This is a genomic window from Aeromicrobium wangtongii (assembly GCF_024584515.1).
In the GTDB taxonomy this organism is placed as follows: Bacteria; Actinomycetota; Actinomycetes; order Propionibacteriales; family Nocardioidaceae; genus Aeromicrobium; species Aeromicrobium wangtongii.
This window is the reverse complement of sequence record NZ_CP102173.1, coordinates 2,907,957-2,920,942: the sequence shown is the minus strand read 5'-3', so window position 1 is coordinate 2,920,942 and position 12,986 is coordinate 2,907,957. Positions and strand designations below refer to the sequence as shown.

At 69.4% G+C, this 12,986-nt stretch carries 14 protein-coding genes; 6 read left to right on the top strand and 8 right to left on the bottom strand.

The features are described from left to right. Window positions 1-3: 3 nt before the first annotated feature. From NQV15_RS14335 to NQV15_RS14320, 5 genes are all read left to right on the top strand, one after another. Complete coding sequence (locus tag NQV15_RS14335; RefSeq protein WP_232401222.1) at window positions 4-429, top strand: EthD family reductase; 426 nt, start codon at window positions 4-6, stop codon at window positions 427-429. Next, window positions 426-1,163 carry an SDR family oxidoreductase gene (locus NQV15_RS14330; protein ID WP_232401224.1) on the top strand — a complete coding sequence of 246 codons (738 nt, stop codon included), beginning with the start codon at window positions 426-428 and terminating at the stop codon, window positions 1,161-1,163. Before NQV15_RS14335 ends, NQV15_RS14330 begins: the two co-directional genes overlap by 4 nt. Window positions 1,164-1,258: 95 nt before the next feature. Further along, window positions 1,259-1,630: a Zn-ribbon domain-containing OB-fold protein gene (locus tag NQV15_RS18240; RefSeq protein WP_404801305.1), complete on the top strand. Its 372-nt coding sequence runs from the start codon at window positions 1,259-1,261 to the stop codon at window positions 1,628-1,630. After that, a complete protein-coding gene (locus NQV15_RS14325; RefSeq protein ID WP_232401226.1) occupies window positions 1,627-2,778 on the top strand; it encodes a thiolase family protein in 1,152 nt (383 codons plus the stop codon). Before NQV15_RS18240 ends, NQV15_RS14325 begins: the two co-directional genes overlap by 4 nt. Next, window positions 2,775-4,016 (top strand): cytochrome P450, encoded by a 1,242-nt coding sequence (locus NQV15_RS14320; protein ID WP_232401227.1) that lies wholly within the window; start codon window positions 2,775-2,777, stop codon window positions 4,014-4,016. Before NQV15_RS14325 ends, NQV15_RS14320 begins: the two co-directional genes overlap by 4 nt. A 29-nt stretch (window positions 4,017-4,045) precedes the next feature. On the opposite strand, the gene NQV15_RS14315 is transcribed toward NQV15_RS14320, so the two are convergent. The 4 genes from NQV15_RS14315 to NQV15_RS14300 all read right to left on the bottom strand — a co-directional run bounded on the left by NQV15_RS14315 (window position 4,046) and on the right by NQV15_RS14300 (window position 8,069). After that, entirely contained in the window at window positions 4,046-4,813 is a 768-nt protein-coding gene (locus NQV15_RS14315) for an SDR family NAD(P)-dependent oxidoreductase (protein WP_232401229.1), read from the bottom strand. Between the two features lie 306 nt (window positions 4,814-5,119). Further along, on the bottom strand, window positions 5,120-5,635 hold the full coding sequence (locus tag NQV15_RS14310) for a hypothetical protein (protein ID WP_232401230.1): 516 nt from the start codon (window positions 5,633-5,635) through the stop codon (window positions 5,120-5,122). A gap of 3 nt (window positions 5,636-5,638) precedes the next feature. After that, window positions 5,639-7,252, bottom strand: coding sequence for a phospho-sugar mutase (locus NQV15_RS14305; protein ID WP_232401232.1), 1,614 nt, complete (start codon window positions 7,250-7,252; stop codon window positions 5,639-5,641). A gap of 25 nt (window positions 7,253-7,277) precedes the next feature. Further along, window positions 7,278-8,069, bottom strand: coding sequence for a purine-nucleoside phosphorylase (locus NQV15_RS14300; protein ID WP_232401234.1), 792 nt, complete (start codon window positions 8,067-8,069; stop codon window positions 7,278-7,280). Window positions 8,070-8,087: 18 nt separating this feature from the next. Between NQV15_RS14300 and NQV15_RS14295 the strand changes: the two genes are divergently transcribed. Continuing rightward, window positions 8,088-8,648, top strand: a complete 561-nt coding sequence (locus tag NQV15_RS14295) for a TetR/AcrR family transcriptional regulator (RefSeq protein ID WP_232401235.1) — start codon at window positions 8,088-8,090, stop codon at window positions 8,646-8,648. Between the two features lie 60 nt (window positions 8,649-8,708). On the opposite strand, the gene NQV15_RS14290 is transcribed toward NQV15_RS14295, so the two are convergent. The 4 genes from NQV15_RS14290 to NQV15_RS14275 all read right to left on the bottom strand — a co-directional run bounded on the left by NQV15_RS14290 (window position 8,709) and on the right by NQV15_RS14275 (window position 12,984). Beyond that, a complete protein-coding gene (locus NQV15_RS14290; RefSeq protein ID WP_232401237.1) occupies window positions 8,709-9,623 on the bottom strand; it encodes a hypothetical protein in 915 nt (304 codons plus the stop codon). A gap of 64 nt (window positions 9,624-9,687) precedes the next feature. Continuing rightward, entirely contained in the window at window positions 9,688-11,091 is a 1,404-nt protein-coding gene (locus tag NQV15_RS14285; RefSeq protein WP_232401240.1) for a hypothetical protein, read from the bottom strand. Further along, the gene (locus NQV15_RS14280; protein WP_232401242.1) at window positions 11,081-12,205 is read right to left on the bottom strand and encodes a hypothetical protein; all 1,125 of its coding nucleotides are present in this window, start codon (window positions 12,203-12,205) and stop codon (window positions 11,081-11,083) included. Before NQV15_RS14280 ends, NQV15_RS14285 begins: the two co-directional genes overlap by 11 nt. Next, a complete protein-coding gene (locus NQV15_RS14275; RefSeq protein ID WP_232401244.1) occupies window positions 12,187-12,984 on the bottom strand; it encodes a heme ABC transporter ATP-binding protein in 798 nt (265 codons plus the stop codon). Before NQV15_RS14275 ends, NQV15_RS14280 begins: the two co-directional genes overlap by 19 nt. Window positions 12,985-12,986 lie beyond the last annotated feature (2 nt).

The following is a 12,986-nucleotide window of genomic DNA, read 5'->3' as shown; positions in this document are numbered from 1 at the left end:
ACGGTGGCGACGGATGCCACCGCGCGCGAGCAGGCGCAGGCCGCAGCCGAGGCGCGGCTTCAACGCACCCTGAGAGAACCGGAGACATTCATGTACAAGCTCATCGCCTGCTGGTCCGCACCGAAGAGTGAAGACGTCGACGCTTTCGAGCAGCACTATGCGGAGGTCCATCTGCCGGCTGCCGCGGCGTCGCCGCACCTCCGCAAGCTCGTCGCAATCCGTACCGACAGCAATCTGGAGGGGGCCGAGCCCTCCTTCTATCGGGTCGCAGAACTCCACTTCGACAGCGAGGCGGATCTGCATGCCAGCGAGAAGACCCCTGAGTTCGCGGCGATGCGGGCCGACGCCGGCCAGATGATCGAGCAGTTCGGAGTGACCCTCGAGGTCGGCATCGGCACCGCGATCGAAGCAGAGCTGAAGCCGGCATGACAATTCTGGTCACCGGAGGATCCTCCGGTATCGGTCGTGCGGTGGCCGAGCACTGGGGCGGCCGCCTCGGGCACGATGTCGTCATCAACTATCACGCCAACGATTCTGCCGCCCGGGAGGCGGTTGAATCGGTCGAGGCGCTCGGCGGACGTGCTCATCTCGTCAAGGCCGATGTCGGGACCCAGGCCGGGGTCGATGCGCTCGTCGCTGCGGTGCGGGACGCCACTGAATCGTTGGATCTCTTCGTGCATTGTGCGGGTCTCGCCGTCACAGGCAGCGCTCTGGACATCGATCCGGCGCGCCTCGCTCAGGCAATCGCCGTGAACGCCACGTCGTTGGTGCCGCTGACTCAGGGCCTGCTGCCGGTGCTCAAGCCCGGCAGTAGCTTGGTGTACATCAGTAGTCGCGGAGCCAAGAGCTATGTTCCGTCCTATGTCGCGTTGGGGCCGTCCAAGGCATTGGGCGAGGCCTTGATCCGGTACCTGGCAGTGGAGCTGGCACCGCACGGCGTGAGGGCGAACACCGTCGCAGCAGGTGCACTCGACACCCCTGCATTCCGCACGATGTTCGGCGAGCGGGCGCAGGATCGGCTGGATGCCGCGGCGAAGGCCAATCCGAGCGGACGTGGCCTGGGCATGGCAGACGTGGTCGCCGCGGTGGAGATGGTCTCGTCTCCTGGGGCCGCGATGGTGCAGGGGCAGACGCTCATGGTGGACGGTGGCATCTCTCTTTAGGTGCCCGTCCGTCGTGGATGCTTGATCTGTCCAGTTAGACAAACTATCGTTTGCCAACCACGATACTTTCGTGTGTGCTCGCAGGTCGAGCGTCAATGCACAAGGAGCCCCCCATGCCTGATCCTCGGCCCCAGGTCGACACCCACGAAGGGCCGGCCGTGCTAGGGGCTGCGTGCCGTTCCTGTGGCCACCCGATGGCCACGCAACGCCCCGTCTGCGCGGCGTGTGGTGGTGAGGTGGTGCCGGCCAAGTTCGGTCCATCAGGCACGGTCTACGCCTCGACCGTGGTACGGATCGCGGTCGGCAACCGCACCCCGCCATACGCACTTGCCTACGTCGATCTGGACGACGGCCCGAGGATCCTGGCCCACGTGGCGGGAAATGGCGCCAGCGCCCCGCCCGTCGCTTCCCGGGTACGTCTGGTCGCGCCCGCGGATGGAGACGTGGTCGTGGAGGTGATGTCATGACCGTCTACGTCACGGGGGTGGGCACCTCCCACTTCGGCAAGCAGCCGGATCTGTCACCTGCTGAGCTCGCGTGGACGGCGATCGGCGAAGCCTTCGCGGACCAGCAGCGCGAGAAAGGTGTCCGACCGCCGCTGGACGCGATCTTCGTGGGCAGCGTCTTTGGCGAGCCGGGGGTCGCAATGAGGGCGCTGCAGGGGTACGCGCTCACAGGCCTGCCGATCATCACGGTCGAGAACGCGTGTGCCAGCGGGACCTCGGCCATGCACGAGGCTGCCGTGGCGATCCGTCAGGGTCGGTACGAGAACGTGCTGGTGCTCGGTCTGGAGCAGATGAGCACGCTCTTCAAAGGCCCCATCGTCCCGCAGCAGACAGACGTCGAGGGACGAACGGGGCTGGCCATGCCGAGCCTGTACGCGATGGAGGCGAGCCGTTGGCTGCACGAAGGGCGGGTGACCCGCGAGCAGATGGCATCGGTCTCGGTGAAGAACCACCGGCACGCCATGCACAACGATCGTGCCCAGTACCGAGGCGAGTACACGGTGGATCAGGTGCTCGACTCGCCGATGATCTCCGATCCGTTGACGTTGCTGCAGTGCAGTCCGATCTCCGACGGGGCGGCCGCTGTGGTGCTCAGCGCGTCAGGCTCGTCACGTGACGTCGAGCTGATCGCGTCTGCGCAGCGTGCGGGCGGTCCCTGGGACCACAGGAGCTCAGAGGTGTGGGGGTACCGGCTGATCGGCGACACCGCCGCTGAGGCCATGGAACAGGCCGCCTTGGGCCCCGGTGACGTCGATCTGGCAGAGGTGCACGATGCGTTCACGATCGGCGAGCTCACCACGACGGAGGCGCTCGGTCTTGCCCCACCGGGCATGGCTGGCCACTATGCGCAGTCCGGCAGGACTGCCCTCGGCGGTCAGCTGCCGGTCAACCCGTCAGGTGGCCTGTTGTCCCGCGGACATCCCTTGGGCGCCACTGGGGTCGCGCAAGTCGCGGAGGTGGTTTGGCAGCTGCGTGGTCAGGCTGGGACTCGTCAGGTGGACGAAGCCCGCGTCGGCTTGGTCGAGACCATGGGCGGCGGCGTCTCCGGAGTCGACGGAAATGCTTGTGTAGTCGCCCTTTTCGGGCGCGCAGGGAGGAATGAGCGATGACAACCAACATGGACGACGAGATGTTGTCGACCAGCGCGGTGAACGATCCGTACGGGTATCTCGGCGGCCTGCGTGCAACGGATCCGGTGTATTGGAATGCGCGGTACCGGTCATGGGTGCTCACGCGTCATGCGGACGTGTCGGTGGCCATGACCGACACCCGCTTCTCATCGGACCGTATCGCGCCGGTGATCGCTCGTGAGCGGGCTCGGGCGCGGCCGGACTTGGACTTGATCGAGACCTTCGAGCTGCTGGACCGGTGGCTGGTGTTTCGAGATCCGCCGGAGCACACCCGATTTCGCCGGTTGGTCCACAAGGCCTTCTCCCCGCGGATCATTGCCTCGATGCGGGGCGAGGTGGAGCGGGTGGCCGACGACCTGGTCGACGCGGCGCGCGTGCAGGCGGACGCCTCGGACGGTGTGATCGACCTGATCCGTGAGGTGGCATTCCCGTTGCCGGCCATCGTGATCGCTTCGATGCTCGGGGTACCTGCTCAGGATCGAGACCGGTTCAAGGACTGGTCGGACGACATTTCAGCGCTCGTGTTCGGGGCCCTGGACGATCCGGGGCGGCACAGTCGCGCACGCCTGGGGATGATGGAGCTGGTCAACTACATCTCATCTCTGCTGGACCGCGTACGGGAGGCCCCGGACGACCATCTGGCCTCGGCGCTGGTGCAGGCGACAGATGGTGACGAGTCACTCACGGACGACGAGCTCATCGCGATCTGCGTGAATCTGTTGTTCGGCGGCCACGAGACGACGACGAACCTGATCGCGAACAGTGTGCTGGCCTTCATCGAGCACCCTGATCAGGCAGACCTGTTGCGCGCCGATACGTCCTTGGCGGGTGCGGCCATCGAGGAGATGCTGCGGTTCGACGGACCCGCCAAGTCGGTGGTTCGGATCGCGGCCGAGGACATCGAGATGGGTGACAAGACCATCCGTGCCGGCGACCGAGTATTCGTGATGCTGGCCGGCGCGAATCGGGATCCGGACGTGTTCGAGGATCCGGATCGATTCGACATCACCCGTAAGGGCGGGGGACACCTCGGGTTCGGGGTGGGCGTCCACTACTGCCTGGGCGCGACCCTGGCGCGGCTGGAGGGCACGGTGGTGGTGCCGAGACTGCTGGAGCGGTTCCCCGAGATGGAGCTCGCAGACGAGGAACTGGAATGGGACCGGGTGATCCTGACCCGGGGGATGAAGCGGCTCCCGGTGAGGTTGAACGCCTCGTAGGCCGGCGGGAGGGCGACGGCGGGTCTGGCTCAGATCGTCGAGCTGAGCCCGCCGTCGACCACCAGCGATGCGCCCGTCATGTAGGACGACGCAGGGCTGGCGAGGAACAGCAGCGCAGAGTCAAGCTCCTCCTGGCGGCCGAACCGGCCCAGCACAGAGTTGTCGGCGACCATTGTGACGAGGTTCTCGGCGCCCTCGGAACTGGTGATCTCTGACTCGAAGAAGCCAGGGCACAACGCGTTGACCCGGATGCCGCGGCGTCTCGACCACTGCTGGGCCAGATCCCGCGTCAGGCCCACGATCCCGGCCTTGCTCGCGCTGTATCCCGCCTGAGGAAAGCGCGAGGCGCTCAACCCCAGGACGCTGGCGATGTTGACGATTGACGATCCCTCCGGCATGTGAGGCGCGCAGGCGCGTGACATCCAGTAAGTCCCGTTGAGATTGATGTCGATGGTGCGTACGTAGTCGGCAGGATCTTGGCGCAAGGCGCTTCCCGGAAGTCCGATACCGGCGTTGTTGATCAGGACATCGATTCGACCGAACTCGCCCACGGCGGTGGCGGCCAGCTCCTCGCAGTCGGCCAGCACCGAGACATCCGTTCGGTGGGTCAGGACGGTGGTCCCCTGATCGCGGAGCTCGGCCGCCACGGCGGCAAGCCGGTCCTCCCGCCTTGCTGCGAGGACGACCGTCGCGCCCACCCCGGCCACGGCCCGAGCGAAGCCGACGCCGAGCCCCGAGCTCGCGCCGGTCACGATGACGACTTGGTCGTCGAGACGGAAACGGTCCAGAGGGCTCATTTATCTTCCTTGCTCATTTGGTATACGACAGGGTGTTCTTGATCTCTACGGGTGCCGCCGTCCGGCGATGCGCAAGGGGACCGTCGGCCGCGCTGCGGGGGCATCCGACGACGTCGATCGGCGCCGATGGCGGCCGTTCGAGGCCGACGGGGTCGTCTCTCAGGTCCGGCTGGGAGTTCGCCACGGCAGCCCTTCGTTCTTGGTTATGAACAGGCCGAGTGATGTACGGTCTCCGTCCAGTCTGGTCCATTGCCCGTGTTGTCGTACGGCTTGAGGGTTTCGGGTAGCCATGGCTGCCTGAAACCCTCATCGTCGGTCCGCCCTGCTGCGGAGGGCGGTGACCAGGGCCAGGACGAAGGCGCTGAGCATCAGCAGCGCGGCGGTTCCTGCCAGCAGGACGCCGAGCACGATGTACCGGACCGGCCGGGGGTTGTCGGCGTAGCCGACGCCCGCGAGGTCGTCGCCGCTGCACGACACGGTGAACGTCGTGCCCGGTTCGCCGGACAGGACTCCGACGCGTCGCCAGGTCCGCCCTCCGTCGGACAGTGACAGGCCCCTGCCGGTGCTGGTGAGCGTCTTGCGGGACGTCCCGTCCGCGGTGGCGTCGCAGGACACCGCGGCGTCCCGCGGTGAGACCCACACCGCGACCGAGCGGTCGCCCACGGTCACCGTCGACCCACTCGGATCGGGGAGCCGGGTGATGTCGTAGCCGGAGATGGCCCTCGCGACGATGACACCGAACAGCGCGCCGAGCGCCACCGCCACGACGACCAGCCCCGCTGCCACCGCATAGGGGCGACGGGGACCGGCCGCAGCCGACATCGTCTAGAGCCCGAGGACGTCGGACAGATCGGCCTTGATCGCGGCGATCTGGGTGTCGGCGGTCTCCCGAGCGGCGTCGACGAAGCCGGTGACCGGGATGACGACCTCGATGTAGCACTTGAGCTTGGGCTCGGTGCCGGACGGACGCGCGATGATGCGGGCCCCGCCGTCCAGGCCCAGCCGGATCCCGTCGGTGGGCGGCAGGCCGTGATAGCCCTCGGCGAGGTCGTCGACCGAGGTCACGTCCAGGCCGCCCAGGGACTGCGGCGGGGAGGTGCGCAGCACGTCCATCGCCCGGCTGATGATCGTCAGGTCGTCGACCCGCACCGACAGCTGGCTCGTGCCGTGCAGGCCGTGCTCGCGGTAGATGTCGTCGAGCCGGTCGATCAGCGTGCGCCCCTCGGCCTTGAGCTGCGCCGCCATCTCCAGCACCGTGACGATCGCCGAGACGCCGTCCTTGTCGCGTGCGATGTGGGGGGCGACGCTGTAGCCCAGCGCCTCCTCGTAGCCGAACACGAGCGTCGGGATCTTGCCGAGCCACTTGAATCCGGTGAGCGTCTGCTCCCACGGCTGACCGAAGGCTGCGGCCTGGCGGCCGAGCAGGTCCGAGGACACGATCGAGGATCCGTAGGTGCCCTCGATGCCGCGGCGCAGCAGGAAGTCCGCCAGCAGCACGCCGACCTGGTCGCCGCTCAGCATCCGGTACGACTCGCCGTCCTTGACGCCCACGGCGCAACGGTCGGCGTCGGGGTCGTTGGCCACGATGAGGTCCGCGCCGACCTGCGACGACAGCTTCAGCGCGAGGTCCATCGCGCCGGGCTCCTCCGGGTTCGGGAAGGCGACGGTCGGGAAGTCCGGATCGGGGTCGGCCTGCTCGCGCACGACGTGCATCGGCGGGAAACCGGCCCGCGACACCGCCTCGACGAGCGTGTCGCGGCCGACGCCGTGCATCGGCGTGTAGACCGCCACGATCTCACGCGGCCCGTCCTGGGGGAGCGCGACGACGGCGTCGACGTACGCCTCGGCGACCTCGGGCCCGAGCGTCTCGTAGTCGTCGCTGCGGGGCATCTCGTCGACCCGCCCGACGGCGTCGATCGCTGCGGAGATGTCGGCATCGGCGGGCGGGACGATCTGGCTGGAGTCCTCGAGATAGACCTTGTAGCCGTTGTCCTGCGGCGGGTTGTGCGAGGCGGTCACCATGACCCCGGCGCTGCAGCCCAGGTGGCGGATCGCGAAGGCCAGCACGGGCGTCGGCAGGTGGGTCGGCAGCAGGAAGGCACGCACGCCCGCGCCCTGCATGATCTCGGCGGTGTCGCGCGCGAAGACGTCCGAGTTGTGCCGGGCGTCGTAGCCGACGACCACGCTGGGGTCGTCCCCGTGCTCGAGCAGGTACGCCGCGAGACCGGCGGCGGCCTGCGCGACGATGACCCGGTTCATCCGGTTGGGCCCGGCCCCCAGCGCGCCGCGCAGGCCCGCCGTGCCGAACTGGAGCCGCTCGGCGAAGCGGTCCTGGAGGGCATCGGTGTCGCCGGCGTCGATGAGCTGCTGCAGCTCCTCGCGGGTGGCGGGGTCGGGATCCTGGCTCAGCCAGTCGGTGGCGCGCTCGATCAAGTCCATGAGGACAGTTTCGCGCACACCGAGATCACATGCGCGGCAGGACGTCCGCCAGCAGTGCGCCCATGCGGGTGGCGGCTGCCTGTCCGGCGGCCAGCACCTCCTCGTGGTTCAGCGGCTCACCGGTCATGCCGGCCGCGGCATTGGTGACCAGGGAGATACCCAGCACCTCCAGACCCTCGGCGCGCGCCGCGATGGCCTCCAGCGTCGTCGACATGCCGACCAGGTCACCGCCGATCGCGCGGACCATCCCGATCTCGGCGGGGGTCTCGTAGTGGGGGCCGGGCAGCTGGACGTACACGCCCTCGTCGAGGCTCGGATCGGCCTGCTTGCACAGTGCGCGCAGGCGGCTGGAGTACAGATCGGTGAGGTCGACGAAGTGGGCGCCCTCCAGCGGGGACGTCGCCGTCATGTTGATGTGATCGCTGATCAGCACCGGCGTGCCGGGCGACCACGCGGGGTTGAGCCCGCCGCAGCCATTGGTCAGCACCAGCGTATTGACGCCCGCGGCGGCGGCGGTGCGCACGCCGTGCACGACGGCGGCGACGCCCTTGCCCTCGTAGTAGTGGGTGCGGCCCAGGAAGACGAGCAGCCGCTTGTCGCCGATGGTCAGGGAGCGCACGGTCCCGCCGTGCCCCTCGACCGCGGGGGCGCTGAAGCCGGGCAGCTCGGCCAGCGGCACCTCGTGATCGGGGACGCCCAGGGCGTCCGCGGCGGGCAGCCAGCCGGAGCCCATCACGAGGGCGATGTCATGGTCACCACCGCCGGTCCGTTCGCGGAGAGCATCGGCGGCTTGGCGGGCGAGTTCGGTGGTGGTCACCTGCCGTACATTACGACAATGCCCAAGATCATCGGCGGCTCGCTCGAGCAGCACCGCGAGCAGACCCGTCGCCGCGTGTTCGAGGCCCTCTCATCATTGCTGGCCGAGCGTTCGTTCGACACCGTGACGATGGCGGACCTGGCCTCCGAGGCCGGTATCGGGCGCACCGCGATCTACAACCACTTCGCCGACAAGGACGCCGTCGTCGTGGCCTTCGCCGGCGCGGAGACCGATCGCTACCTGGACCGCCTGGGCTCGGCCCTCGAGCGCGCCACCGGACCGGCCGATGCGATGCGCATCTACATCCGCGAGCACATGGACTCCTCCGAGGAGTTCCACTTCGGCTTCGGTCCCGAGCTGTACGGGATGCTCTCGCGGGACTCGATCGCCGAGATCCGCGAGCACGTCGTCGCGGTCGAGACGGTCCTGCGGACGATCATCGACGACGGCGTGGCCGCCGGCGTGTTCACCGTCGAGGACGTCACCGCGACGATGGCGCTGGTGCACTCCTCGTTGTCGACCCGCCGGGTCACGGCCGAGGCGGTCGAACGCTTCGTCCTGCGCGCCCTCGGCGCCTGACGGCTCCGGACGCACGAACGGCGGGCCCCGAGGGGCCCGCCGTCCGCATGGTGCTGCTGGTTACTTCTTGACCGTGAACGAGCCGCGCGAGAGCGTGCCGGTCTTGGTGAACTGCGCCGTGCCGAGGTACTTGACCGAGACCTTCCACGTGCCCTTCGCGAGCTTGGGGATCGTGACGTTGGCCTTGCCGTTCTTGACCGTGACCGTCTTGGTCTTGGTCTTCTTGCCCTTGCTCTTGAAGGTGACCTTGACCTTGCCGCCGGTCACGACCGCACCGCTGCGCGCCTTGACGGTGACCGAGGTCTTGCCGGTCTTCTTGGTCGTGGGCTTCTTGGTCGAGCCGCGCTTGACCGAGACCTTCGACGGCTTCGCCGGAGCGGCAGCCGGGGGTGCTGCGGTGAACGTGATCGGCGTGTAGGTCTCGTAGCCGGCCGCCTTGGCGCCGCTGCCCGCGTAGGTGTAGATGCCGTAGTTGACGTGCGAGCCGTCCAGGCCGGCGATGCTGTCGATGTCCGCCTTGGACACGGTCAGCGTCGTGGAGAAGGTGCCGTCAGGCTTCAGCTCGATCGCGCCGGCCGCATCGCCACCGATCGCGGCCATGCTGTCGGCCGGGACGGCCCACTTCTGGCCACCCTTGTCGGCGGAGACGAGCTTGCGCGTGCCGGCGGCAGCATTCTCGGACGGACGCCACTGGGCGGCGAACTTGCCGACTCCGACGTAGGCGCCTGCCGGCTTGCCGGCCAGAGGCGGCCGGACGCCCGTCGCGTCCGCGAGGGCGAAGCCGCTGCCCGTCACCGTGACCGTTTGCGTGCCATCTGCGGCGAAGGAGGTCTGGCTGACGGCGACGGTCGCCTGGCTCGCGGCCTGGGCGCTGGTGGGCACCAGGGCGAGGGTCGATGCGGCAAGAGCCGTCGTCGCGACGCCGGCGAGGGTCCGACGCAGTCGGGTGCCCGGGCGGGTGATGGTGTTGCTCATTGATTTCCTTTCAAGGGGCGCGGCGAAGTGCCGCTGCGGGAGGGAGCTTTCAGGCGGGGCGACGTCAGGAGACGCGCGGTCGGATGAGCAGGGTGGGACCGGCGACCGCAGCGGCGGCCATCAGCAGGAATGTCACGGCGACCCACCAGCCGAGCTCCGAGGCTCGGCCGTCCGGGGCGGTCAGCACCGTGGGCGCGGACATCATCGACGCTGAGTTGCGGTATGCCGCCGAGGCGGGGACGGCCGCCGGCAGCGCGGACAGCTCGGAAGTGCTGAGCGGGACGAACGGGGGCACGCTCGCCGAGCTCAGCGGAGCGGACGGCCCCGTCGGCAGCCCGGCCGACGGTCCGGTGGAGGGTCCCGTGGCCGGAGCGCCGGCGGGAGCCTTCTTGGTGGGGTTGGAGACCGTCGGCTTCTTGGTCTTCTTCTTCACCGGGGGAGGGGTGACGGCGAGCGGGGCGGCGGCGTCGAAGCTGATCGCGACCGGCAAGCCGGGCTTGAGGTCGTCATCGGAGCCGCTGGTCATCCAGAACGGGGCCTGCCCGACCTGGTCGACGAACTTGATGAAGTCGGCCGGAAACGATCCCCACCCCTTCTTGGGGTCCTGGCGCTGCTCGGTGTGCGCCACCTTGACGCCGTAGAACACCGGGGTCGCGGTCAGGCCGGCCGGCTTCGACAGGTCGACCTTGCCGAGCTCGGCCAGCACCACGGTGGTGCTGGCGAGGGGGCCGCTGGCGCCGCCCGAGCCATTGCCGTCGCGGGACACACCGAAACCGCTCATCGTGCCCTCGAGCCGTCCGGTGCCGTTCTGGACGATCAGCACCGGATCGGAGACCGAGAAACCGGTCATGCCGGAGTACCGGGCGACACCGAAGCTGCCGCGCCACGCGATGCGCGCCGACCCCGCCGCGGCGTCGACCGTCCCGGTGCCGCCGTTGATCACGACCTGGTGGTCGGCGCCGGTGCCGAAGCCCTCCCAGGTGGCCGGCACGTACGAGCCGCCCGAGGCGCGCTCGATGCGGACCGCGCCCTCGGACTGCCTCCACCGGCTCGACGGCATCTCACCGCCCTCGGTGTCGGCCAGCAGGCCCGCGGTGAGGAAGTTCTTTCCGAAGTGCGGCGCTTGGTGCAGCAGGGAGTTCAGGCTCCACCTCAGCTGGGCGTCCTTGAGCGTCGTGCCGGTCGGTGTCTCGACCGTCGGGCTCGGCGTCGGCGTCGGGCTCGGCGAAGGGCTCGGCGTCGGCGAAGGGCTCGGCGTCGGGCTCGCCGAGGGAGTCGGGCTGGGCGAGGGAGTCGGGCTGGGCGAGGGAGTGGGATCCGGGGTCGCGGTCGGGGACGGGTCCGGGGTGGCGGACGTCGGCGTTGCCGCGCTCGGCGCAGCCTCCTCGCCCTGGGCCGACAGCGGAGCGCCCAGCATCAGCAGCGCCGCCAGCACGGCGGCGACCAGGGGACGAGGGTCAGCTCGCATGATCGGCTCCGTTCGCGGATCGAAGGCGGCGGGTGCGGACGACGGCAAATGCCACCGCCAGCAGGAACAGGACCGCAGCCGCAGCGGCAGCAGCCCACGGCAACCACTCTTGGTCCTCACCCTTCGTCGCGGAAGAGGACCTCGGTCCCTCCTCGGCCGCCACCGGGAAGTTCTGCTGGAGCTCGGTGCCCGAGCCCGCGGCCGTGAGACGCAGGGTGTGCGTGCCCGGCGAGGTGCCGGCGGGCACCTGGATGGCCGCCGCAAGCTCGCCATTGGCGCCGGTGACGATGGGGCCGACCGCCGCGACACCGTCGTCGAGCACGGCGATGACCTGCTCGCCCGGCGCGAATCCGACGGCGGTGAAGGCCATCACCCGTCCCTGCACCGCGGTGCGGCGGTCGATCGTGATCGCCCCGGTGGCCTTCCTGCTCGCCGGCGGCGCGGGGGTGACGAGCGTGGCCGCGGCGGGCGAGGGCTCCTCGGCGTTCTCGGGCTCGGTCTGGGTCTGGGACTCCGCCTCGGTCTGGGACTCGGGCTCCGTGACCGCCTGGGCACCGGAGAGCTTGGTGAACTTGACCGGGGTGAACGTCTCGTTGTTGGCGTTCTTGACGCCGTGGGCGCCGAAGGTGATGACACCGCAGCGCACCTTCAGGCAGTCGACCGTCGTGACGTTGTTGTTGCGGTCGTACGTCTGGAACTTCGGCCCGGGGATCGTCAGCGTCGTCGTGAACCGGCCGTTCTTGAGCGTCCCTCCGTTGGCGCTGGCCGCGGTGTCGCTGCCGGGGAAGGCGACATAGCGCAGGTAGCCCTTGTTGCCCTTCGCCTCCGTGTCGGGGACGTAGCGGTAGTTCTTGCCGGTGACCCCGCCCTGACTGGGCCGCCACGTGCCGGAGACCGTGCCGAAGGCGACGTACACTCCGCCGTGGGCGTTCTTGACGGACTGGAAGCCCGACCCCGTGACCGTGATCGTGGTCGAGTAGGTCGTGTCGGCCTCCGCCTTGCCCTGCTCGTTGCGGACGGACACGCTGCCGGCGGCGTGGGCCGCGGTGGGCGCCAGCAGGGCCGTCGCGACGACGGCCGAGGCGAGGACGGTGCCTAGTGCACGGGTGCGCATGAGGCCTCCTGATCGATGGGGACGAGGTGGGGCAGGACAATCGTGCGTCCTTGATGGGTGATGACGTCAACGGGATGGCCGTAGACCTCCGCGACGAGCTCGGGCGTCAGCACCTGCGCGGGTGGTCCGTCGGCACGCAGGCGCCCGTCGGCCAGGACGCAGATGCGGTCGGCGTGCGCGGCCGCGACGGTCAGGTCGTGCAGCACCGCCACGACGGCATGACCGTCGGCGGCCAGCCGGCGGGCCCGTGACAGGACCTGCTCGGAGTGCCGGATGTCCAGGGCGGCGGTCGGCTCGTCCAGCAGCACCAGCGAGGTCTGCTGGGCCAGGACCCGCGCGAACGAGGTGCGGGCCTTCTCGCCGCCGGACAGCGTCGGGAAGGCGCGGTCGGCCATGGCGTCGACATCGGTCTGTCGCATCGACTCGGCCACGATGACGTCGTCCAGATCCTCCTCGGGGCGACGCGCCCACGGCGCGCGTCCCATCCGGACGACGTCGACGACGCGGAAGCCGAAGGCGAGCCGCTGCTCCTGCGGGAGCACCGCCCGCTCGCGCGCCAGGTCCGCGATCTTCCAGCGGCGCAGCTCCGTCCCGTCCAGGCAGGCGGTGCCCGAGGTGGGGGTGATGTCGCCGGCCATGACGCTGAGCAGCGTCGTCTTGCCCGCGCCGTTGGGGCCGACGAGCGCGACGAGCTCGCCGGGACGGACCTCGAGGGTCACGTCGTGCAGGACGGGGTGTCCGCCGAGCTCGGCAGAGACGTCGGTGAGCTGGAGTGTCATGT